20 protein-coding genes are annotated in these 22,783 nt (G+C 72.9%); 10 read left to right on the top strand and 10 right to left on the bottom strand.

The window, feature by feature from the left end:
* Positions 1–220: 220 nt before the first annotated feature.
* Complete coding sequence (locus O7599_RS27095) at positions 221–1,876, bottom strand: von Willebrand factor type A domain-containing protein (protein WP_281618217.1); 1,656 nt, start codon at positions 1,874–1,876, stop codon at positions 221–223.
* A 260-nt stretch (positions 1,877–2,136) separates the two neighbouring features.
* Positions 2,137–3,630, bottom strand: a complete 1,494-nt coding sequence (locus O7599_RS27090) for a CoA-acylating methylmalonate-semialdehyde dehydrogenase (protein ID WP_281618216.1) — start codon at positions 3,628–3,630, stop codon at positions 2,137–2,139.
* A 231-nt stretch (positions 3,631–3,861) separates the two neighbouring features.
* On the opposite strand from O7599_RS27090, the gene O7599_RS27085 reads away from it, so the two are divergent.
* A complete protein-coding gene (locus O7599_RS27085) occupies positions 3,862–4,053 on the top strand; it encodes a MerR family transcriptional regulator (RefSeq protein ID WP_281618215.1) in 192 nt (63 codons plus the stop codon).
* Positions 4,054–4,188: 135 nt separating this feature from the next.
* Here the strand turns inward: O7599_RS27085 and O7599_RS27080 are convergent, their stop codons facing one another.
* Positions 4,189–4,617 (bottom strand): hypothetical protein, encoded by a 429-nt coding sequence (locus O7599_RS27080; protein WP_281618214.1) that lies wholly within the window; start codon positions 4,615–4,617, stop codon positions 4,189–4,191.
* A 273-nt stretch (positions 4,618–4,890) separates the two neighbouring features.
* Between O7599_RS27080 and O7599_RS27075 the strand changes: the two genes are divergently transcribed.
* The gene (locus tag O7599_RS27075; protein WP_281618213.1) at positions 4,891–5,556 is read left to right on the top strand and encodes a TetR/AcrR family transcriptional regulator; all 666 of its coding nucleotides are present in this window, start codon (positions 4,891–4,893) and stop codon (positions 5,554–5,556) included.
* Between the two features lie 114 nt (positions 5,557–5,670).
* Positions 5,671–5,898, top strand: coding sequence for a heavy-metal-associated domain-containing protein (locus O7599_RS27070; protein ID WP_281618212.1), 228 nt, complete (start codon positions 5,671–5,673; stop codon positions 5,896–5,898).
* A gap of 365 nt (positions 5,899–6,263) precedes the next feature.
* On the opposite strand, the gene O7599_RS27065 is transcribed toward O7599_RS27070, so the two are convergent.
* Together O7599_RS27065 and O7599_RS27060 are read right to left on the bottom strand one after the other, a co-directional pair.
* The gene (locus tag O7599_RS27065) at positions 6,264–7,553 is read right to left on the bottom strand and encodes a citrate synthase (protein ID WP_281618211.1); all 1,290 of its coding nucleotides are present in this window, start codon (positions 7,551–7,553) and stop codon (positions 6,264–6,266) included.
* A 170-nt stretch (positions 7,554–7,723) separates the two neighbouring features.
* Positions 7,724–9,940, bottom strand: coding sequence for an ATP-dependent RecD-like DNA helicase (locus O7599_RS27060; RefSeq protein ID WP_281618210.1), 2,217 nt, complete (start codon positions 9,938–9,940; stop codon positions 7,724–7,726).
* Between the two features lie 291 nt (positions 9,941–10,231).
* Here O7599_RS27060 and O7599_RS27055 point away from each other — a divergent pair, with 291 nt between their 5' ends.
* Positions 10,232–10,822 (top strand): DUF937 domain-containing protein, encoded by a 591-nt coding sequence (locus O7599_RS27055; RefSeq protein WP_281618209.1) that lies wholly within the window; start codon positions 10,232–10,234, stop codon positions 10,820–10,822.
* Between the two features lie 81 nt (positions 10,823–10,903).
* On the opposite strand, the gene O7599_RS27050 is transcribed toward O7599_RS27055, so the two are convergent.
* Genes O7599_RS27050 through O7599_RS27040 form a run of 3 tightly spaced genes read right to left on the bottom strand, consistent with a single transcriptional unit; the run spans position 10,904 to position 14,093 of the window.
* Positions 10,904–11,755 (bottom strand): sugar phosphate isomerase/epimerase family protein, encoded by an 852-nt coding sequence (locus tag O7599_RS27050; protein ID WP_281618208.1) that lies wholly within the window; start codon positions 11,753–11,755, stop codon positions 10,904–10,906.
* Positions 11,752–12,918: a dihydrodipicolinate synthase family protein gene (locus O7599_RS27045; RefSeq protein ID WP_281623533.1), complete on the bottom strand. Its 1,167-nt coding sequence runs from the start codon at positions 12,916–12,918 to the stop codon at positions 11,752–11,754. The genes O7599_RS27050 and O7599_RS27045 overlap by 4 nt, the downstream gene beginning before the upstream one ends.
* Before the next feature lie 5 nt (positions 12,919–12,923).
* On the bottom strand, positions 12,924–14,093 hold the full coding sequence (locus tag O7599_RS27040) for a Gfo/Idh/MocA family oxidoreductase (protein WP_281618207.1): 1,170 nt from the start codon (positions 14,091–14,093) through the stop codon (positions 12,924–12,926).
* Between the two features lie 246 nt (positions 14,094–14,339).
* On the opposite strand from O7599_RS27040, the gene O7599_RS27035 reads away from it, so the two are divergent.
* The 5 genes from O7599_RS27035 (at position 14,340) to O7599_RS27015 (ending at position 19,258) form a co-directional block, all read left to right on the top strand.
* Entirely contained in the window at positions 14,340–15,383 is a 1,044-nt protein-coding gene (locus tag O7599_RS27035) for a LacI family DNA-binding transcriptional regulator (protein ID WP_281618206.1), read from the top strand.
* Between the two features lie 143 nt (positions 15,384–15,526).
* Complete coding sequence (locus O7599_RS27030; RefSeq protein ID WP_281618205.1) at positions 15,527–16,462, top strand: helix-turn-helix domain-containing GNAT family N-acetyltransferase; 936 nt, start codon at positions 15,527–15,529, stop codon at positions 16,460–16,462.
* Positions 16,463–16,607: 145 nt separating this feature from the next.
* The gene (locus O7599_RS27025) at positions 16,608–17,405 is read left to right on the top strand and encodes a sugar phosphate isomerase/epimerase family protein (RefSeq protein ID WP_281618204.1); all 798 of its coding nucleotides are present in this window, start codon (positions 16,608–16,610) and stop codon (positions 17,403–17,405) included.
* Positions 17,406–17,633: 228 nt separating this feature from the next.
* Positions 17,634–18,293, top strand: a complete 660-nt coding sequence (locus O7599_RS27020) for a hypothetical protein (RefSeq protein WP_281618203.1) — start codon at positions 17,634–17,636, stop codon at positions 18,291–18,293.
* Positions 18,278–19,258, top strand: coding sequence for a hypothetical protein (locus O7599_RS27015; RefSeq protein WP_281618202.1), 981 nt, complete (start codon positions 18,278–18,280; stop codon positions 19,256–19,258). The genes O7599_RS27020 and O7599_RS27015 overlap by 16 nt, the downstream gene beginning before the upstream one ends.
* Here the strand turns inward: O7599_RS27015 and O7599_RS27010 are convergent.
* The gene (locus O7599_RS27010) at positions 19,230–20,174 is read right to left on the bottom strand and encodes an EamA family transporter (RefSeq protein ID WP_281618201.1); all 945 of its coding nucleotides are present in this window, start codon (positions 20,172–20,174) and stop codon (positions 19,230–19,232) included. The genes O7599_RS27015 and O7599_RS27010 overlap by 29 nt on opposite strands.
* Positions 20,175–20,262: 88 nt before the next feature.
* Between O7599_RS27010 and O7599_RS27005 the strand changes: the two genes are divergently transcribed.
* Positions 20,263–21,171 (top strand): LysR family transcriptional regulator, encoded by a 909-nt coding sequence (locus O7599_RS27005; protein WP_281618200.1) that lies wholly within the window; start codon positions 20,263–20,265, stop codon positions 21,169–21,171.
* A 156-nt stretch (positions 21,172–21,327) separates the two neighbouring features.
* Here the strand turns inward: O7599_RS27005 and O7599_RS27000 are convergent, their stop codons facing one another.
* Complete coding sequence (locus O7599_RS27000; RefSeq protein WP_281618199.1) at positions 21,328–22,746, bottom strand: S28 family serine protease; 1,419 nt, start codon at positions 22,744–22,746, stop codon at positions 21,328–21,330.
* Positions 22,747–22,783: the final 37 nt, after the last annotated feature.

The following is a 22,783-nucleotide window of genomic DNA, read 5'->3' as shown; positions in this document are numbered from 1 at the left end:
ACCGCCCTGGCTGCCGGGTCCCGGAAATGTGGCGCCAAGGGTACGGCACGGCCGTTCGGGCGGGAAAGCGCGGCCCGTACGGGCGGGGGCGGCGGGAGCGGCGTCTCCCCGCGCCGTCCCACCGCCCCCGCCCGTCGGTCCCATCGGTCCCGCGGCCCATCAGTCCCGTCGGTGCCGCCGGTCGCCCGGCGCCTCCTTCGACGCGCACGGGCCCCCGGGATCAGGCCGTCAGCTCGACCGCCTGCCGGACGGTCTCGGCCAGGTCGCCCACCGCCGGGTCCTCGGTCTCGGCGGCCAGGTCCTCGGCGTGACCGGCGAGTTCGTCGACCGTCGGCGCCCCCGGCAGCGGCATGTACCCGGCGCCGCCGGTGGTACCGCCGCCCTCCTCGCGGCCGGCGCTGCCGTCAGCGCTGCCGTCGATGCGCGGCTCGGGGGTGGTGCCGGCGTCGGAGCCGCCGCGCAGGGCGTCGGCGAAGTAGGCGGTCAGCGCGGTGAGCTGCAGCCGGGGCGAGGCGGCCCCCCACAGGTCGCCGGTCAGGGCGCCCGCGTCGACCGAGCTGGACTCCTCGTGCGGGGCGCGGGTGTCGGGGTCGAGCCAGCGCACGGTGGCCGTCGCGACGCTGCCCGAGGCGCCTTCGGCGAGCCGGACGGCGTACAGCGCGGTGACGGTGTGGCCGGGGCCGACCTCGCCGCCGTCGACGGCGTCGTTGCGGAAGTCCTCGTCGGCGACCTGGCGGTTGTCGTACCCGATCAGCCGGTAGTCGGCGACGGCGTCCGCGTCGAAGACGACCTGCGCCTTGGCGTCGCGGGCGCGCAGGTCGACGTTGCGCGGCAGGTCCTCGACGAAGACCTTGCGGGCCTCGTCGGTCTCGGACACGTAGGTGGTGTGTCCGTCGCCCTGGTTGGTCAGCCGCTCCATCAGCGCGTCGCCGTACTCGCTGCCGACGCCGACGCCGAACAGCGTGATGCCGTAGTCCTCCCGGGCCGCGGTGATGCGGTCGAGGATCGTGTCGGCGTCGGTGGCGCCGGTGTTGGCGAGGGCGTCGGAGAGGAGGACGACGCGGTTCGTGGCGCCCTCGCGGTGGCCGGCGACCGCCTCGTCGTAGCCGCGGGTCATGCCGGCCTCGACGTTCGTGCTGTCGGTGGGCTGCAGTTCCTCGACCGCGTCGTGGATGCGGTCCTCCGCCCCGCCGACCGCCGTCATCGGCAGCACGGTACGGGCCTCGCCGCTGAACGCGACGAGCGCCAGCGCGTCGTCGTCGCGCAGCTCGTCGACCGCCGTGTGCAGGGCCTCCCGCACGAGGCTGAGCCGGCCGGGCTCCGCCATCGAGCCGGAGACGTCCACCACGAAGGTGAGCGCGGCCGGCCGGCGCGCCTGCGTGCCGTACTCGTTGCTCTCCGGGCGGGTCGCCAGGCCCACGCGCATCAGCGACCAGCCGCCGTCCGCCGCACGGGCGCCGTCGGTGGTGACGGAGAAGCCGTCGTCCTCGGGCGCGGGGTAGTCCTGGCGGAAGCTGTTGATGAACTCCTCGTGGCGCACGGTGTCCGGCTGCGGCAGCGAGCCGGAGTCGATGGTCCGCCGGGCGTAGCTGTACGAGGCGGTGTCCACGTCGAGCGCGAAGGTGGAGACCATGTCGGGCGCGGGTGCGAAGGAGTCCGCCAGCTCCTTGCCCGCGGCCTCCGGGGCGGCGTCGTACCCGCCCTCCGGGGCCGCCGGGGCGGGCGCCGCCGGGGCCGGCGGGGGCGCACCTCCCCCGCCCCCTGCGTCCAGGGACGCCTGTTCCGTACTCGATTCGTCTCCCCCGCCGCTGCAGCCCGTCAGCAGCAGCGGCACCGTCACCAGTCCTGCCAGTCCCGTGAGCACCGCGCGTCTCATCGCGCCCCTCCCTCGTGCCGTCCTTCGTCGGGACTGTGACGAAGGAGGGGGCGATTCGGTGCCGTTACTCCGTCGACTCGCGGATCCCGGCCCGGGCCATCAATGACACGGCATCAGCTCCTCGCACACACGACGGTTGATGGTGGAGGCGGTGCGGAACACCGGAACCGTCCGGATCCCGATGCCGCAGACATGTCGCACCGTTACCCGCAAAGTACCCCCCGGTCGCACGATCTGCCTCCCCAATGCCGGCACCGGTCTCAGCGGGACGTCGGGAAGCCGAGGTCGACGCCGCCGTCCGACGGGTCGGGCCAGCGGGTCGTGACGACTTTGGCCCGGGTGTAGAAGCGGACGCCGTCCTCGCCGTAGATGTGGTGGTCGCCGAAGAGGGAGTCCTTCCAGCCGCCGAAGGAGTGGTAGCCCACGGGTACGGGGATGGGCACGTTCACGCCGACCATCCCGGCCGTGGCCTCCAACTGGAAGCGGCGGGCGGCGCCGCCGTCACGGGTGAAGATGGCGGTGCCGTTCCCCCACGGCGAGCCGTTGACGAGCCGCACGCCCTCCTCGTACGTCTCCGCCCGCACCACGCACAGCACCGGCCCGAAGATCTCGTCCCGGTACGCGTCGGACGCCACCGGCACCCGGTCCAGCAGGCTGACCCCGAGCCAGTGGCCGTCCTCGCGGCCGGGAACCGTGTAGCCCGTGCCGTCCACGACGACCTCGGCGCCCTGCGCCGCAGCGCCCCGTACATAGCCGGCGACCTTGTCGCGGTGCTCCCGGGTGATGAGCGGGCCCATCTCCGAGTCCGGGTCGTCGCCCGGGCCGATACGGACCTTGCGCGCCCGCTCGGCGATCCTCGCCACCAGCTCGTCGCCCGTGTCGCCGACCGCGACCACCGCGGAGACCGCCATGCAGCGCTCCCCCGCCGAGCCGTACGCCGCCGAGACCGCGGCGTCCGCGGCCGCGTCCAGGTCGGCGTCGGGCAGCACCAGCATGTGGTTCTTCGCCCCGCCGAGCGCCTGGACGCGCTTGCCGTGGGACGTGCCGGTGGTGAAGACGTGCCGGGCGATCGGGGTGGAGCCGACGAAGCTGACCGCGGCGACGTCCGGGTGCTCCAGCAGCCGGTCGACGGCTTCCCTGTCGCCGTGGACGACGTTGAACACCCCCTCCGGCAGGCCCGCCTCGGCCAGCAGCTCTGCGAGCAGCCCGGCCGCCGACGGGTCCTTCTCGCTCGGCTTCAGCACGAAGGTGTTGCCGCAGGCGATGGCCAGCGGGAACATCCACATCGGCACCATGGCGGGGAAGTTGAACGGCGTGATGCCCGCGACCACGCCGACGGGCTGCCGGATAGAGGCGACGTCGATCCGGGTGGAGACCTGCGTGGACAGCTCGCCCTTGAGCAACTGCGGGATGCCGCAGGCGACCTCGACGATCTCCAGCCCGCGGGCCACCTCGCCGAGCGCGTCGGAGTGCACCTTGCCGTGCTCGGCGGTGATCAGCCGGGCGACGTCCTCGCGGCGGGCGGCGAGCAGTTCGCGGAAGCGGAACAGCACGGCGGTGCGCGCCGCGAGCGACGACACGCTCCACTCCGCGAAGGCTTCGCGGGCGGCGGCGACGGCGGCGTCCACCTCGGCGGCGGAGGCGAACGCGACCTCGGCGGCCCGCGCCCCGGTGGCCGGGTCGTAGACCGGTCCCGACCGTCCCGAGGCGCCCGCGACTGCCTTGCCGCCGATCCAGTGGCCGATGGTCTTCATGGGCAATCCCTTCGTCCAGCAACCGTCTCGGTCTAACCGCCACCGCGGAGCCGTGTCAATCATGCGTCGATCACGCTGCATGCGTGTCCCGTCACCAATGTCACGAATACGTCGGTTCTTCACCCCATCTGCTCGACAACCCCGCGGCGACGGTCGGCCGGGGCGACTCCCGGGCACAGGGTCACTGATCACCAGGGGCGCCGCCCCGGCGCCCCGGCGGGAGGTACAGAGATGACGGACAGCCTGTGGTCGTACAAGGAGATCGCCGCGCACATCGGCGTTCAGACCGAGACCGTGCGGTCGTACCGGAAGCACGGGATGCTGCCTGCGCCCGACCTCGTCGAGCACGGCAAGCCCTACTGGTACCCCGACACGGTGCGCGCATGGGTCGCCCAGAGGCCTAGCAGCCGCGGCCGCCGTTGACCGCTGGACCGCGCCCCCCGCGGCCCAGCGGACACCCTTGGCCGGTCCGCGTGCGGTTCCTCCCGACCACCGGGCCGGGAGGAACCGCACGCCCTGGGGGGCGGACCCCGCACTACCGCCCCCGCGCCAGGCCACCTACCCCGCCGGAATCACCGGTCCCCCGACAGGCGGGAGGCCGGCGGGCCTGTCCGCCGGCCGCCGTATCCGCGGGGCTGTGAGCGCCTCGCCGCCGCCCTCGGGCCGCAGCCCGGCGGCGGATGCCGCGCCCCGTGTCTCCCCGGTTGCCTGCCCGGCGCTTTCCGCGCCCTCGGCCGGACCGGGGCCCGTCTGCCGGGCGGCCTGGGCCGCCGCCCCGCACGACGTCACCGTGCCGGCCGCGTCCACCGCCGCGAGCCGCACGGCCGGCCGCTCCGCCTCGGCGTCGGCATCGGCATCGGCCACCCCGTCCGGCCGGCAGCCGCCGCCCGCGAGCAGCAGCAGGTTCGGCCGGGCGCCGGGGGACTGCTCGTCCAGCGCCTCCGCGGCATACGCCGAGGCCAGGTCCTGCCACCCGCGTCCGCGCACGCCGTCCGCCACCCCGCTCGCGGCAACCCCGGCCGGCTCGGTGTCGACCGGCGCCGGCAGCAAGGCCGGCCCGGGACGCGCCGCGACCCGCCTCGTCCAGCGGCCTGCCCCGGCGGTTGCCCCCCTTGCGCCTCCCGACATCGACCCCGCCCTCTCACTGCGCACGCAATAGAATGAGACACGAACCAAAATACGAGTCCCCGCTCGCGTTCTCCTAGAATGCGAGTGAGCGCTCGCATGTGTCACCTCCCACCCCGGAGGCTGTGGATGGCCGTGGCGAACCCAGCGCCGGCCGCCGGCGGGCATCCCGCCGACCGGCCGCCCCGTCGCAGGCAGGCACGCGGCGAGCGGCGCGCGCAGCAGTTGCTCGACGCCGCGGACGCCGTGTTCGCACGCAGCGGATACGCCGCCACGTCCACGAACGCCATCGCCCGCGAGGCCGGCGTCTCCCCCGGCACGCTGTACCAGTTCTTTCCGAACAAGGCGGCGCTGGCCGTCGAGTTGGGCCGCCGCTACAACCGCGCGCTCCAGGAGAAGCACAGCGCGGCCTTCACCCCCGCCAACGTCGCGCTTCCGCTCGCCGCGATGCTCGACGCCGCCGTCGACCCGGTGATCGACTTCTGCACCGCCAACCCCGGCTTCGCGGTGCTGCTGCAGAGCACGGACGCCCCGGACCTGGTCGCGGAGGAGCGCGAGCCGGTGCACGCGGCGGCCGTGGCAGCCGTCGAGGACATGCTCACCCACCGCGCCCCGGAGCTCTCACCCGCCGAAGTCTCCCTCAGCGCCACCATGTCGCTGGGCATCTTCAAGGGGGGCCTGGAGCTGTACATGACCGCCGACGCCGCCGAACGGAAGGCGTACCGCAAGGAGATCAAGCGGGCCCTGTTCGGCTACCTCGCCCCCATCGTCGGCACCGCCGCCGTACCCCGCGGGGACTGACACTCCGGCGGGCCGACCGCGCGATCAGCGGGGATGCAAAATACCCCTAGGGGGTATAGTGTCAGCGCAGGGAGCAGGACACGGCTGCGCCCACCGTCGACAAGGGAGACACGTATGAGCGCTCAGACCTCCGTCACCACCGTCTACAAGGTCTCCGGCATGACCTGCGGCCACTGCGAGGGCGCCGTGAGCGCCGAGGTCTCCGGGCTCGACGGGGTCTCCTCGGCCAAGGCCTCGGCGGCCGCCGGCGAGGTGACCGTCACCTCCGTCGCCCCGCTCGACGAGGAGAAGGTGCGCGCCGCGGTCGACGAGGCCGGGTACGAACTGGTCGGCCGGGCCTGACCCGTACCACGGACGACCGGCGCCGCCCCCGCACACACCGCGCGGGGGCGGCGCCGTCGCGCGGTGGTTGCGCGACCCATGCCGTGTGACTCAGATCACACCGATCGGGGGGTAACCATCGGCGCCGGTCGGGTGTCTATTCGAGTGACGTCGACACCCGGCGGAGTCGGCGTGCACGAGGCCGGGACGGCACGTGCGAGGAGCATTGAGCGGCCCCTCCCGCGGCGGTGTCCCGGCGGTACGAAGGCGCCCGGCCCCTACCGGGGCCGGGAGAGCGAAGCGCCCCGTCGACAGATCCGTGGGGGGATCGCAGACGGGGCGCCTTCGCGTTCCTGCGCTTCGTTTCCGGCGTGCGGGCCGGCGGCTCAGCGCTCCTCGACCGGGACGAAGTCCCGCACCACCTCACCGGTGTAGATCTGCCGGGGGCGGCCGATGCGGGAGCCCGGTTCCTTGATCATCTCGTGCCACTGGGCGACCCAGCCCGGCAGCCGCCCGAGCGCGAAGAGCACCGTGAACATCTCGGTCGGGAAGCCCATCGCGCGGTAGATCAGGCCGGTGTAGAAGTCGACGTTCGGGTACAGCTTGCGCTCGACGAAGTAGTCGTCGGCGAGCGCGTGCTCCTCCAGCTTCAGGGCGATGTCCAGCAGCTCGTCGGACTTACCCAGCGCGGAGAGGACGTCGTGCGCCGCCGCCTTGATGATCTTCGCCCGGGGGTCGAAGTTCTTGTAGACGCGGTGCCCGAAGCCCATGAGCTTCACGCCGTCTTCCTTGTTCTTCACCTTGCGGATGAAGGTGTCGACGTCGCCGCCCGTGGCCTGGATGCCCTCCAGCATCTCCAGCACGCTCTGGTTGGCGCCGCCGTGCAGGGGCCCCCACAGCGCGCTGATGCCCGCCGAGATGGAGGCGAACAGGTTGGCCTGCGAGGAGCCGACCAGCCGCACGGTGGAGGTCGAACAGTTCTGCTCGTGGTCGGCGTGCAGGATCAGCAGCTTGTCGAGCGCGCTGACCACCACCGGGTCCAGCTCGTACTCGGCGGCCGGCACCGAGAAGGTCATGCGCAGGAAGTTCTCGACGTACCCGAGGTCGTTGCGCGGGTAGACCACCGGGTGTCCGACGGACTTCTTGTACGCGTACGCCGCGATCGTCGGCAGCTTGGCCAGCAGCCGGATCGTCGACAGGTGGCGCTGCTGTTCGTCGAAGGGGTTGTGGCTGTCCTGGTAGAAGGTCGACAGCGCGCTGACCACGGAGGACAGCATCGCCATCGGGTGTGCGTCCCGCGGGAAGCCGTCGTAGAAGCGCTTGACGTCCTCGTGCAGGAGGGTGTGGCGGGTGATCTCGCCCTTGAACACCGACAGCTCGTCGACGCTGGGCAGCTCACCGTTGATCAGCAGGTAGGCGACTTCCAGGAAAGTGCTGCGCTCGGCGAGCTGTTCGATGGGGTAGCCGCGGTAACGCAGAATCCCCTGCTCGCCGTCCAGATAGGTGATGGCCGACTTGTACGCCGCAGTGTTGCCGTAGCCGCTGTCCAGGGTCACCAGCCCGGTCTGGGAGCGCAGCTTTCCGATGTCGACGCCGGTGTCACCGACGGTGCTGTCGACGATCGGGAAGGTGTACTCGCCGTCGCCGTACCGAAGTACTGCAGATTTGTCGCTCACTCTGTCCTCACCCGACGTATCGTGCCTCTTCTTTGAGGATTGCTTGAGGTGCCCTGACTTACCCTCCAGCTTCCCCCATGCGGAGCTGTTCCGTGCACTCGGGGTCGGCTGCGGGATCAACATACGGCACTGCGTGCCACTTACGGACTATCGTGCCCTGTCGGAGCGCGTCAGGGGAGACCTACTCGGCCACGCAGCCGATGGTCCAGCGCCGTACAGCGCCGGCCTGCGGAGACGGTCCGCACCGCCTGCCCCAGGGCCCTGCGGGAGCCGACCAGCACGACCAGCTTCTTGGCCCGGGTCACGGCCGTGTACAGCAGGTTCCGCTGGAGCATCATCCAGGCGCCGGTGGTGACGGGGATCACCACCGCCGGATACTCGCTGCCCTGCGAGCGGTGGATGGTGACGGCGTAGGCGTGCGTCAGCTCGTCCAGTTCGTCGAAGTCGTACGGCACCTCCTCGTCCTCGTCCGTGAGCACCGTCAGCCGCTGCTCGACGGTGTCCAGGGCGGTGACGACGCCGACGGTGCCGTTGAAGACCCCGTTGCGCCCCTTCTCGTAGTTGTTCCGTATCTGCGTGACCTTGTCGCCGACGCGGAACGTACGGCCGCCGAAGCGCTTCTCGCCGAGCCCCGGACGACCGGGGGTGACGGCCTCCTGGAGCAGCCCGTTGAGCACGCCCGCGCCCGCGGGGCCGCGGTGCATGGGGGCGAGGACCTGCACGTCGCGGCGCGGGTCGAGGCCGAACTTGGCCGGAATCCGGCGGGCCGCCACGTCCACCGTGAGCCGGCCGGCGGCCTCGGTGTCGTCCTCGGCGAAGAGGAAGAAGTCGGCGAGACCCTGGGTGAGGGGCTGAACCCCGGAGTTGATGCGGTGCGCGTTGGTCACCACGCCGGACTGCTGTGCCTGCCGGAAGATCCGGGTCAGCCGGACCCGGGGCACCGGACCACCGTCGGCCAGCAGGTCGCGCAGCACCTCCCCGGCGCCGACGGACGGCAGTTGGTCGACGTCCCCGACGAGCAGCAGGTGCGCCCCCGGCGGCACGGCCTTCGCCAGCTTGTTCGCCAGCAGCAGGTCGAGCATCGAGGCTTCGTCGACGACGACCAGGTCGGCGTCGAGCGGCCGGTCCCGGTCGTACGCGGCGTCGCCGCCCGGCTTGAGCTCCAGCAGCCGGTGGACCGTGGACGCCTCGGCACCGGTGAGCTCCGCCAGCCGCTTGGCCGCGCGGCCGGTCGGCGCCGCCATCACCACCTTCGCCCGCTTGGCCCGGGCCAGCTCCACGATCGAGCGGACGGTGAAGGACTTGCCGCAGCCGGGGCCGCCGGTCAGCACCGCGACCTTCTCCGTCAGCGCCAGCCGGACCGCCTGCTCCTGCTCGGGCGCCAGCTCCGCGCCGGTGCGACCGCCGAGCCAGGTCAGCGCCCGGCCCCAGTCGACGTCCTGGAAGGCAGGCATCCGGTCCCGCTCGGTGCGCAGCAGCCGCAGCAACTGGGCGGCCAGGGAGACCTCCGCGCGGTGGAACGGCACGAGGTAGATCCCCCGCACGTCCTCCTCGCCGCCCGGCCCGGGCACCGTCTCGCGGACGACGCCCTCCTCCTTCACCAGCTCGTCCAGGCATTCGATGACCAGGCCCGTGTCGACCTGCAGCAGCTTGACCGCCTCGGTGATGAGCTGCTGCTCGGGCAGGAAGCAGTTGCCCTGGTCGGAGGACTGCGACAGCGCGTACTGCAGGCCGGCCTTGACCCGCTCGGGGCTGTCGTGCGGGATGCCGACGGACCGGGCGATGCGGTCGGCGGTGAGGAAGCCGATGCCCCAGACGTCGGCCGCCAGCCGGTACGGCTCGTTCTTCACCACGGAGATGGAGGCGTCCCCGTACGACTTGTAGATCCGCACGGCGATGGACGTGGAGACGCCGACGCCCTGGAGGAAGAGCATGACCTCCTTGATGGCCTTCTGCTCCTCCCAGGCGGCGCCGATCAGCTTCGTCCGCTTGGGGCCGAGGCCCGGAACCTCGACGAGCCGGGCGGGATCCTGCTCGATGACGTCGAGCGTGTCGACACCGAAGTGGTCGACGATGCGCTCGGCGATGCGCGGGCCGATGCCCTTGATCAGCCCGGAGCCGAGATAGCGCCGGATGCCCTGGACGGTGGCCGGGAGGACCGTCCGGTAGTTCTCCACGCTGAACTGTTTGCCGTACTGCGGGTGGGAGCCCCAGCGGCCCTCCATGCGCAGCGACTCACCCGGCTGGGCGCCGAGCAGGGCCCCGACGACCGTGAGCAGATCGCCGCCGCCGCGGCCGGTGTCGACGCGGGCGACCGTGTACCCGTTGTCCTCGTTGGCGTACGTGATCCGCTCGAGGACTCCCTCCACCACGGCCAGTTGCGTCATGGGAGAGACGCTATCGCCGGGCCCCGACATCGCGGGCCGCGCTGTGGACAACCCGCCGGTTGTGGACGACTCGCGCCTCGCCCGCGGCGGGCGCAGCGAGGGGCCCGGCTCTTGCGAGCCGGGCCCCGTCGCGTCCCCTCCCCTAGGCTCCCCCACCCCCCTGGTACTCCCCCCGGGAAGCCTGATGCCCTATACGACCCCGATCGACGGCGAAGGGTTGCACGGCTTCGGCACTTTATCGATCTGTAACCCGACGTGCCGACATCGGTGATCGGCCTTAACGTTTCCGGCATGAGGGACAAACCACTCCACAAGGCTGTCCTGGACGACCTCGGTCCGGAGCAGTTGCACCAGGTTGCCGACGAACTGGGCACCGGCAGCCGGGGCGCGAAGCGGGTCGTCGGCGAGACCGTCGCCGCCCTCACCGGCTCGCTCGCCGAGGAGGCCGCTTCCCCGCACGGGGCACACGAGGTCGAGCAGGCGCTCGACGAGGCGCAGGAGGCGGTCCCGGCGGGACCCGGCGTGCGCCGGGTGAAGGGCTCGCCCGCTCTCGCCGGGGCCGTGCCGTTCTCCGGAGGTGCACTCGGCGGCGGCATGCTGGCGACCATCGTCGGCAGGACGAGCATGCCCGTGGCCCGCGCGGTCTCGCAGCGCACGGGCATCCCGATGGCGCAGGTGTCCCGGGCGCTGAAGATCCTCACGCCGATCGCGATGGCCGCCGTCTCGCGGGCCGCCCAGAACCGCGAGGTCCGGGCGGACGGGCTGGCCGAGATGCTCACGGCGGAGCGGCAGGCGACCCGCAGGCCGGGCGGGGCGCTCGGCGCGCTGGCGCGGCTGTTCGGCGGCGGTCAGTCGTACGGCGGCGGGCGCCACCGCGCCTGACGGCACGGCAGGGGCCGGGCCGTACGCGACGGGCGTCCAGGGACCCGCCGCCGGCCGGCCCGCGGCACCCCGGCCCGTCGCTCAGCGCACGACCAGCCGCTCGTACCGTTCGACGATCTCCGCGAGCACCTCCGCCCCGTCGCGCGCCCACAGCCCCGGGTTGAAGATCTCGACCTCGATGAAGCCCGCGTACCCCGCCTCGTCCAACCGCTCCCGGAACCAGCGCAGGTCGACGCTTCCGTCGCCCAGTTGCCCGCGGCCCAGCAGCACCCCCTCCGGCAGCGGCGTCACCCAGTCCGCCAGTTGGAAGGCCGCGATCCGGCCGGACTCCCCCGCACGCGTGATCTGTGCCGCGACGGTGTCGTCCCACCAGAGGTGGTACGTGTCCACCACCACGCCCACCCGGTCCGCGGGGAAGCGCTCGGCCAGGTCCAGCGACTGGGCCAGCGTGGAGACCACACACCGGTCGGCGGCGTACATCGGGTGCAGCGGCTCGATCGCCAGCCGCACGGCGCGCTCCGCCGCGTACGGCGCGAGGGTGCCCAGCGCGTCCGCGATGCGCTCCCGTGCGCCGTACAGATCGCGACTGCCCGCCGGCAGGCCGCCGGAGACGAGCACGAGCGTGTCCGTGCCCAGGGTGGCCGCCTCGTCGATGGCGCGCCGGTTGTCGTCGAGGGCGGTGGCGCGCTCCCCCGGATCATCTGTGGTGAAGAACCCGCCGCGGCACAGGCTCGTCACCGTCAGACCGGCGGCGCGGAAGAGCTTCGCTGCGGCCTCCACCCCGAACTCCTGCACGGGCGCCCGCCACAGCCCCACGCCGCGCACCCCGGCCGCGGTGCAGCCGTCCGCGAGTTCGGGGAGCGACCACTGCCTGATGGTCTCCTGGTTGAGGCTGAGGCGGGCCGGCCCGCCGGGCGGCTGTCCGGGGCTCACAGGGCGACTCCGTGGACGGCGAGAAAGGAGGTCATGCGCCGCGCGGCAAGCTGCGGGTCGGGGAACAGGCCGAGCGCGTCGGCCAGTTCGTACGCGCGCGCGAGGTGCGGCAGGGAGCGGGCCGACTGCTGCCCGCCGACCATGGTGAAGTGACTCTGGTGACCGCCCAGCCAGGCCAGGAACACGACGCCCGTCTTGTAGAAGCGCGTCGGGGCCTCGAAGAGGTGGCGGGCGAGCGGCACGGTCGGGTCCAGGACCTTGCGGAAGCCGGCCGCGTCGCCGGTGTCGAGGGTGCGTACCGCCTCGGCGGCCAGTGGGGCGAGCGGGTCGAAGACACCGAGGAGAGCGTGGCTGAAACCGTGCTCGTCGCCCTCGATCAGCTCGGGGTAGTGGAAGTCGTCGCCGGTGTAGCAGCGCACCCCCCGGGGCAGCCGGCGACGGAGGCCGACCTCGCGGGAGGCGTCGAGGAGGGAGACCTTGACGCCGTCGACCTTGTCCGGGTGCTGGGCGATGACCTCCAGAAAGGTGTCGGTGGCGGCGTTCAGATCGGAACTGCCCCAGTAGCCGGCGAGCGCCGGGTCGAACATGTCCCCCAGCCAGTGCAGGATCACCGGCTCGCGCGCCTGCCGCAGCAGCGCACCGTAGATCTCCACGTAGTCCTCGGGCCCGCGGGCGCACGCCGCCAGCGCGCGGGAGGCCATCAGCACCGCCTGGGCGCCGGCGTCCTCGACGAGGGCGAGCTGCTCCTCGTACGCCGCCCGCACGTCGGCGAGCACGGCGCTCGAAGGCGCGAGCTGGTCGGTGCCCGCGCCGCACGCCACGCGGCCGCCGTGGGCCCTGGCCTCGGCGGCCGAGCGGCGGATCAGCTCGGCGGCGCGGGGCCAGTCCAGGCCCATGCCGCGCTGCGCGGTGTCCATGGCCTCGGCGACGGCGAGACCGTGGGACCACAGGTGGCGCCGGAAGGCGAGGGTGGCGTCCCAGTCGACCGCGGCGGGGCTGTCCGGGTCGCCGGGTCCGGCGTCGGCGTACGGGTCGGCGACGACGTGCGCGGCGGCGAAGACCGTACGGCAGGAGGGGCGCGGGCCGCCGGTGGCGAGCGCCGAGGAGGGCTCCGCGCGCGGTTCGTACGCCTCCAGCGCGCCCCCCGGCCTGGGCAGCCTCATCGTCGTCACCGGACCAGCTCCGGCACCTCGACGCGCCGTCCTTCCGCGGCGGCCCTCAGCCCCAGCTCGGCGAGCTGCACACCGCGCGCGCCGGCGAGGAGGTCCCAGTGGTACGGCTCGTCGAGCGCCAGATGCCGCAGGAACAGCTCCCACTGGGCGCGGAAGCCGTTGGGGAACCCGGCGGGACCGGCGTTGTCGGGGACCTCCTGCCACTGGTCGCGGAACGCCTCGGAGACCGGCAGGTCCGGGTTCCACACCGGCTTCGGCGTCGCCGCCCGGTGCTGCACGCGGCAGCCGCGCAGGCCCGCGACGGCGGAGCCCTCGGTGCCGTCGACCTGGAACTCGACCAGCTCGTCGCGGTGGACGCGGACCGTCCAGGAGGAGTTGATCTGCGCCACGACGGGGCCGCCGGGCGCGGTCAGTTCGAAGATCCCGTACGCCGCGTCGTCGGCCGTCGCCTCGTACGCCCGGCCGTGCTCGTCCCAGCGGCGCGGCATGTGTGTGGTGACGTGTGCCTGCACGCTGCGCACCCGGCCGAAGAGCTCGTGCAGGATGTACTCCCAGTGCGGGAACATGTCGAGCACCATCCCGCCGCCGTCCTGGGCGCGGTAGTTCCAGGAGGGCCGCTGGGCGGGCTGCCAGTCGCCCTCGAAGACCCAGTAGCCGAACTCGCCGCGGACCGACAGGATGCGGCCGAAGAAGCCCCCGTCGATGAGGCGCTTGAGTTTCAGCAGACCCGGCAGGAAGAGCTTGTCCTGCACCACGCCGTGCTTGATGCCCGCGCCCTGCGCCATCCGGGCGAGTTCGAGGGCGGCGGAGGCGGAGGTGGCCGTCGGCTTCTCCACGTAGACGTGCTTCCCGGCCGCGACGGCCTTCTTCACCGCTTCCTCGCGGGCAGAGGTGACCTGGGCGTCGAAGTACAGCTCCACGGAGTCGTCCGCGAGTACGGCGTCGAGATCGGTGGTGTACTCCGGCAGGTCGTGCCGGCGGGCGATGTCCGCCAGCGCGTGCTCCCTGCGGCCCACCAGAACCGGCTCGGGCCACAGCACGTCGCCGCCGCCGAGATCCAGCCCGCCCTCCTCGCGGATGGCAAGAATCGACCGGACGAGGTGCTGTCGATACCCCATCCGCCCGGTGACGCCGTTCATGGCGATACGCAGCGTCCTACGTGGCATCTGGTCTCCCATAGTAAGCGCTTTCTGCCCCGGGAGAAAGCTATCCCCGCCCGGCCTGCAGCGCAAGAGCCCGACCGGGTACGGACAATGGCGTGCACACTCCTGCCATGCTCGCGACGCGGGCTGCGCGACGTGCAAGACTTCCGCTCACGGCTCGGACCGGCGACCGGCGCCGGGCGGGCCCGCGCGGGCCCGGGGGATTCCGGCCACCGGGCCGGGACGCCGTACCCAACGGGAGGCAGAGCGATGGCAGTCACCCTCGCGGACGTCGCGGCACGCGCCCGCGTCTCCGCCGCGACCGTCTCCCGGGTGCTCAGCGGCAACTACCCGGTGGCCGAGGCCACCCGCGCGCGGGTACTCGCCGCCGTGGACGAGCTGGACTACGTCATCAACGGCCCCGCGAGCGCGCTCGCCGCCGCCACCTCCGACCTCGTCGGCGTCCTCGTCAACGACGTCGCCGACCCCTTCTTCGGCATCATGGCCAGCGCCGTGCAGTCCGAGCTGGGCAGCGAGAAGCTCGCCGTCGTCTGCAACACCGGCGGCTCCCCGGAGCGCGAGCTGACCTACCTCACGCTCCTGCTGCGCCAGCGCGCCGCCGCCGTGGTGATCACCGGAAGCGCCGTCGAGACGCCCGAGTACGCCGCGGCCAGCGCGGCCAAGGTGGGCCGGCTCGCGGCGAACGGCACCCAGGTCGTGCTCCTCGGCCGGCCCGCGAGCGCCGCGCCCGAGGGCTCCGCCTTCGCCGTCGAGTTCGGCAACCGCGAGGGCGGGCGGCGGCTCACCGAGCACCTCGTGACCCTCGGCCACCGCCGCATCGGCTACGTCGCGGGCCCCGCCGACCGCACCACCACCCGGCACCGCCTCGAAGGCCACCGCGCCGCGCTCGCCGCCCACGGCCTCGGCGGCGACGCCGGCGAGCTCGGCCGGCTGACGGTGCACGGCCCGTACACGCGGCAGTCCGGCTACGACGGCGCGCTCGAACTGCTGGACCGCGAGCCGGGGCTGACGGCCGTCGTCGGCTCGAACGACGCGGTGGCGCTGGGCATCTGCGCGGCGCTGCGGGAGAAGGGGCTCGACATCCCCGGCGACGTGTCGGTGGCGGGCTTCGACGACCTGCCGTTCAGCGCGGACGCGACGCCGGCGCTGACCACGGTGCGGCTGCCGCTGCAGGAGGCGGCGGCCCGGGCGGCGCGGCTGGCGCTGGGGCGGGAGGAGTCGCCGGCGGGCGGGCGCTACATGGTGCCGGCGGAGCTGGTGGCGCGGGCGTCGACCGCGGCGCCGCGGGCGTAGCGGAGGCCGGGGCTCCCGGCCGATTGTCCGACCGCACGGGACGGCCTGTGGACAACTCTGCACGGGGGTCGGCGCACGGGGGTACATTTGACTCAGTCAAAGAAACTCGGTCAAAGAAACGCGCGCCATGGAGGTGGGGTCCCGTGACCATCGAGGACATCCGCTCGTTCAACCGCTTCTACACGAATCTGATCGGCGCCCTCGACTACAGCCGCCAGCTCCACACGCCGTACACGCTCACCGAGGCCCGCGTGCTCTACGAGCTGAGTGCCGCACGGCAGGCCGACGCCGCCGACCTGCGCGGAGCGCTCACGCTCGACGCGGGGTATCTCAGCAGGCTGCTCGGCAAGTTCGAGAAGGACGGCCTCATCACGCGCGGCCCTTCGGCGGTGGACGCGCGGCGGCAGCGGGTGGCGCTGACGCCGCGGGGGCGGGAGGCGGCCCATCTCCTGGAGGAGCGCTCGCGGGAGCAGGTGGGGACGCTCCTGGCGCGGGTGCCGGCGGACCGGCGCGCGCGGCTGGCCGCCGCGATGAGCACGGTGCGGGAGCTGCTGGCGGAGTCGGCCATGCCGCACACGGCGGTGCCGAACGCGGTCGGGGAGGCGGAGCTGCGCGAGCCGGGCCCGGGCGAGCTGGGCTGGATCGTCAAGCGCCACGGCGAGGTGTACGCGCAGGAGTACGGGTGGAACGCGGAGTTCGAGGCGCTGGTGGCCCGGATCGTCGCGGACCACGCCGCGCGGCGTGACCCCGCGTGCGAGCGGACGTGGATAGCGGACCTGGGCGGCAGACCGGTCGGCACGGTCATGTGCGTACGGGACGAGGCCCCGGACACGGCGCGGCTGCGGCTGCTGCTGGTGGACCCGGAGGTGCGGGGGCACCGGCTGGGGGCGCGGCTGGTCGACACGTGTGTCAGCTTCGCCCGCGAGGCGGGGTACCGCGAGCTGGTGCTGTGGACGAACTCGGTGCTGGAGTCCGCCCGCCGGCTCTATGAGCGGGCGGGGTTCGAGCTGACGGCCGAGAAGCCGCACCACAGCTACGGGGCGGACCTGGTGGGCCAGGACTGGCGGCTGACGCTCTGACGGATTCCGCCGGATGGCCGCCTCGGGCGCACCGGCCGAGCCGGGCGCGCGGGGGCGGGCCCCGCCCGCGCGCGGGTTCGGCCGGCGACTTCGGGGGGCCGCCTGTGGGGTTGCCAGGTGCCATGGGGTCTGATCGACTCACGGCATGCGACTCGCCTTCTCCACCCTCGGCCTGCCTCAGCTCCCCGTCGCCGAGGTCGCCCGGCTCGCCCGTGACGGCGGCTACCAGGGCGTGGAGCTGCGGTGCCACCCCGAGGAGCCCGTGCACACCGGGCTCGGCATCGAGGAGCGGGCCGACGTGGTCGAGGAGTTCGCCGCGGCCGGGGTGGAGATCCTGACGCTGGCGGGCTACGCGGGCGCCGCCGCGCCCGGGGACGACGAGCCGGTGATCACCGAGATGCGCGCGTTGCTGGAGCTCGCCCGGGACCTGGGCGCCGACCACGTCCGGGTGTTCCCGCGCGGCGGCGAGCAGCCCGCCGTCGAAGCGGACCCCACCGCCGCCCGCAGGCTCGCCGCCGTGGCCCCGTACGCCGCGGACCTCGGCGTGCGCGTGCTGCTGGAGACGCACGACTCGCACCGCACCGGCGCGGACGTCGCCCGCGTCCTGGACCTGGTCGGGCACAAGAGCACCGGCGCGCTGTGGGACGTGATGCACACCTGGCTCGGCGGCGAGGAGCCGCAGGAGTCGTTCGGCGCGCTCTCCCCCTACCTCGGCTACGTGCAGGTCAAGGACGCGGCGTCGCGGGAGGACCTGACGCCGCTGCCGCTGGGCGAGGGGACGATGCCGCTGGCGGAGTGTCTGGCGGTGCTCACGGAGGCCGGCTGGGACGGCTGGCTGTGCTGGGAGTACGAGAAGCGCTGGTTCCCCGAAGCCCGGGAGCTCGCGCCGCTGCTGGCCGGAGGCCGCGAGCACCTGATGCGGCTGCTGGCCGACGTGGCCTGAACCCGCGGGGCTCCGCGGCGTGCGTCCGGCACCGCCGGACCGCCGGCGACGGCGGATGACCGCGCAACTCCGCACCTCGGGCGCGGATCCGGGGGGCCGTGACGCCGACCGCCTTGTGTCACAGCTCGGTTGTGAAACCAAGGGGCCGACTGGCCTAATCCTTGCGCCCCCGCCTACGCTGAGGCGCGACTTGCACATGCATACGGGGAAACGGGGGTTCGATCCGCCATGAAGCTCTGCGCACCGGCGGGCGCCGTGGCACTGGCCGTGGCCGTCACGCTGCTGACGTCGTGCGGGTCGTCCGACGACGAGGCGGACCCGATCACCGGCGCGAAGGATTCGGCCACGGACTCGGAGGGCTCCCCGACCGCCCACCCGTCCAATGCCGCGGACACAGACCCCGACGCGCCGGCGTTCGACTATCCCGACGACGTCACGGTCGAGGTCGAGAGCGAACCGACGGGCGATGACACCGAGGACGCGATCCTGCGCGACCACGGCTACGCCGTCCAGTCGATCCGCCTCGGCTACGCGAAGCAGAACGCGCACCTGGACGTCATGGAGCAGTACCTCGGCGGCGACGCCCTCCTGGGCTGGCGCGCGGGCATCGACGAGTTCGTCGCGGACGGCAAGACGGTCACCGGCACCGTGCGGTACTACGACCGCGAGGTCGTCTCGCGGAAGGGCGATGCGGCGACGGTCACTTACTGCGAGGACCAGACGAACTCCTACGCGAAGATCGCCGACACCGGCAAGGTGCTGAAGACCGAGCCGAGCAACGACGACTTCATCAAGCACGTGTCGAACATGCGCAAGACGGTGGACGGCATCTGGCAGATGGTTCACGAGACCGACGTACAGGGAGAACCAGAGTGCGTGACCTCCTGAGCACACGGCGAGCCGCGGCGGTGTCCCTGGCCGGCACCGCCCTGGTCCTCGCGGCGACGGGCCCGGCCGCGGCGGGCGACGGAACCGGCCAGGGCGGCTCCGACCAGATCGGCTCCCGGGTGCAGTACAGCGCCAGCAGCCCGGGCTCCGGCGAGACCTCGCCCATGACGCCGATCGGCGGCACCTGGTCGCCGCCGTCGTGCTGGTACGAGCCGCGCTACACGCCGGACCAGATGGACCACTACGTCCACGAGAACTTCAACGCCGAGCACCACGCCACCGCGTCCATCTCCGAACTCGTCACCGACGACAGCACCTTCGACCTCCGCAAGGACAAGGAAGGGCTGTGGTGGCAGCTCGTCTACCAGGACGACGGCGTGACGGCCGAGGACTGCCCGGCGACGAAGTCCTTCATGTTCGTCGGCCCCGAGGAGCCCGCGGAGCCGAACACGGACGTGATCGACCCGGAGACCCTGGCCGCGCTCGCGTACAACGAGACCAAGCTGCCCGCGCCGCCCGTGGACCTGAAGCCCAACCCCGACCGCCAGGTCGTGAACCTGGAGACCCACGCCGTGCTCGACCCGGCCGAGTTGCAGCGCGTGTGGGTCACCGCGTACATCGACCCGCCGGGCACCGGCCGGATCGCCGCCACCACCGTCGCCACCCCGCTGCGGCTGCGGCTGGAGGCGGGTACGGAGTACGCGGAGCCGAACGTCTGTGAGTACGACCTCGTGCGCAGGGGCGGCGGCTTCGCCGTGGACACCGAGGACGCCGGCTGCAACATCACGTACCGCAGGTCCTCCGGCGAGGACACGTACGAGCTGGAGGCCTCGCTCACCTGGAACGTCAACTGGAACCCGACCGAGAGCCCGGACGGCACGCCCGTGCACGAGGACTTCCCGGACGGCCAGTCGACCACCGAGATCCCGGTGACGGTCAAGGAGATCCAGACGGTGGTGCGCTAGGGGCGCGCGGCGTCGCCGGTACGGCGGGGCGGTGCGTCACGGCGCCGCGCCGCCGGCCGGCTCCCCGGCCGCCCAGCGACGTCACCGCCACCCCGCCGACCAGCAGCAGCGCCGCCGCCCAGCGCAGCCCCGTGATCTCCTCGCCGAGGAACAGCGCCGCCGAGGACATCCCCGCGACCGGGACCAGCAGCGAGAACGGGGCCACCGTCGAGGCGTCGTACGTCCGCAGCAGATGGCCCCACACCCCGAAGCCGAAGATCGTGACGACCCACGCGATGTAGACCACCGCGCCGGCGCCCGCCCAGTCCAGCGACCGCAGGGCCGCCCAGTCCCGCTCCGGCCCCTCGAACACCAGCGACAGGGCGAGCAGCGGCAGCACGGGCACGCACGAGACCCACACAATGAAGCGCAGCCCGTCCGGCGGCGCGGCCTTGCGCATGACGACGTTCGAGACGCCCCAGCAGAACGCCGCCGCCAGCACGACCACGAACGCCCCCAGCGGTCCCGAGCCCCCCTCGTCCACCGCAGCGAGCGCCACCCCGCACAGCGCCACCCCCATGCCCGCCAGCCGCACCCGTCCCGGCCGCTCCCCCAGCACCACCGCCGCGATGCAGGCCGTGAACACCGCCTGTATCTGCAGCACCAGCGACGAAAGACCGGCCGGCATCCCCCGCTCCATGCCGACGAACAGCAGCCCGAACTTCGCCACGCCCAGCACCAGCCCGACCGCCAGGATCCACCTGAACGCGACCTGCGGCCGGCCCACCAGGAACACCGCGGGCAGCGCCGCCACCAGGAAGCGCAGCGCGGTGAACAGCAGCGGCGGGAAGTGGCCGAGACCCACCTCGATGACGACGAAGTTCAGGCCCCAGAAGAAGGTGGCGAGGACGGCGAGTGCGATGTGCAGCGGGCGCATGCACCCAGGATCGGGTTCGACGACCGTGAAGCACCAGCACGTATTGCTTCATGATTGGATGTAGTAACGCTGAAACCTGGGGGTGGCCATGCTCGATCTGTCCCGGCTCCGCGCGCTGCACGCCGTCGCCGTCCACGGCTCCGTCGGCTCCGCCGCGGCCGCCCTCGGCTACACCCCGTCCGCCGTCTCCCAGCAGATCGCCAAGCTGGAACGCGAGACCCGCACGCCGCTGCTGGAGCGCCGCGGGCGTGGCGTGACGCTCACCGACGCCGCCCAGCACCTCGTCGCCACCGCGGAGCAGTTGCTCGCCCTCGTCGAGGAGGCCGAGACCACGCTGGAGGAGCGCCGCGGCCGGCCCATGGGGCGGCTGACGGTGGCCTGCTTCGCGACCGCCGCGCGCGGGCTGCTGCCCGCGGCGCTCGCCGCGCTGTCGGCGGAACACCCCGCGCTCGACACCCGCCTGCTGGAGGCCGACCCGCACCTCTCCCCCGGCCTGGTCACCCGCGGCGTGGCCGACCTCGCCGTCGCCCACGACTGGGACATCGCCCCGCTGCCCACCCCCGAGGGGATGGAGCTGGCGCCCATCGGCGACGACCTGTGCGACATCTGCGTCCCGGCGGGCCACCCCTTCGCCCGGCGCACCGCGCTCGTCCGCGCGGACCTCGTCGGTGAGCGCTGGATCTGCCAGCCCCCGGGCTCCACGTGCCACGACTGGCTCGTACGCACCCTGCGCACCTCCGGCCACGAGCCGGATCTCGCCTACCAGGTCGCCGAGTACGCCTCGCAGCTCGCGCTGGTCGCGGCCGGTCTCGGCATCGCGCTGGTGCCGCGGCTGGGCCGCGGCCCGCTGCCGGCGGGGGTGGTGGCGGTGCCGCTGGAGCCCGTGCCGGTACGGCGGGTGTACGCGCTGTGGCGTACGGGCGCCGCGCGGCGCCCGGCGATCCGGGAGGCGGTGCGGCTGCTGCGGCGGGAGTGGCAGGAACGGGCCGGCGGCTGACGGCGCCGCGGCGCCCGGGCCCGTACGGCCGCGGGATACGTCCCCTACGGCGCGCACGCCACCCGTCCCGCGCCGCCCGCACGCCCGCACCAAAGGGCCGCGCCCGCGGGCGGTGACACCCGCGGGCGCGGCCTCGTGCGGCTCAGTGGTTCCGGCTCACGGCCGGAGCGACTGCTCCCGCAGCTCCTTCTCCGTCACCTTGTCCAGCCCGCTGTCGTACGCCGCCAGCGGCCTGGCCCGCGCGCTGCCGTCCTCGGCCTCGACGCCGGCCCAGTCGAGGATCCGCTCCGTGGCGTTCGCGCGCTCCGCCTCCGGGAGCTGACTGACCCGCGCGCCGTGGTTCGCGCCGGGGGCGGTGTAGACGTACGAGTCGTGCGCGCCCCTGCCGAGGCGGAACGGCTCGGCGCCCCAGGGGTCGTTCTCGCCGTAGACGAAGAGCATCCGGTTCGCGTTCCTGCGCACCCACGTGTCGACGTCGTTCATCACCCACGGCTTGAAGCGCATGTCGATGTCGCGCGGGACGAAGTTCCGCGGCGGCTGGTAGCCGTAGCGGCTCAGGTCCGCCAGGTGGGGCAGCCGGATGGTGGGCGCGCCCAGTTCGGTGCCCGCCTGGTAGTAGTACGGCGTGTACGGCGCGAGCCCCTGGTCGGTGTAGAAGGACCAGCCGGCTATGGCGTCGATGTAGTCGTAGATCTCCTGGTCGGAGACGGTGGCCGCGTCCGGCACGTCGGCGCAGTCGGCGGCCGAGCTGTACTGCCAGAAGCCCCACACGAGGTCGAGGACGGTCGCCTCGAAGGCCTTGTCCAGGCTGCCGACCGTGGTGAAGGTCGACCCCGACTCGGCGGCCCACGCCGCGTACTTCTCCGACAGCGCGTCGCGCCGCACCAGCGCCTCGCGCTGCACGGCGTTGAGCGCGTCCCGGCACTCCTGCGTGCCGACCCGCTCGAAGAACCGGTCGTAGGCCGCGTCCTGGTTGTTCACCACGTCGTTCGGCGCGACGTACGCGACGACGCCGTCCATGTCGCGCGGGTAGAAGCGCTCGTAGTACGTGGCGGTCATGCCGCCCTTGCTGCCCCCGGTGGCCAGCCAGTTCTCGTCGTAGATGTCGTTCAGCGCCCGGAAGATGCGGTGCTGGTCGGCGGCGGCCTGCCGGATGTCCAGCTTCTTCCAGTCCGCGGGGTCGGGCCGGGACGGGGTGAAGAACCGGTACTCCATGGAGACCTGGTTGCCGTCCACGATCTGGGTGGGCTCGCTGCGCGACGGCGTGGTGGAGACGTTGTAGCCGCCGGTGGAGAAGACCGTGGGCCGGTCGGTGTCCTTGTGCAGCACGGTGAGCCGCTGCTGGAAGGTCCGGCCGTGCGGCTTTCGGTGGTCGACGGGCTGGGTGTAGTTCAGTACGAAGTAGCGGTAGCCGTCGACCGGCTTCTCCTCGATCAGGCTCATGCCCTTGATCGAGAGGAGCCGGTCCTTGATGTCGGTCTCGTCCGCGGTGGCGGCACCGACCGGTGAACTGCCCAGCCCCACCGTGCCGGTGAGCACGGCCAGACTCAGCAGCCATCCGAGCGTCCTGCGCATCTTCCCTCCCCTGGTTCACAACGACCCTCGGAACCTA

Source organism: Streptomyces sp. WMMC500, assembly GCF_027497195.1.
GTDB lineage: Bacteria > Actinomycetota > Actinomycetes > Streptomycetales > Streptomycetaceae > Streptomyces.
Note: the sequence above shows the minus strand (reverse complement) of the source record. Positions and strands in the feature narration are given on the sequence as shown.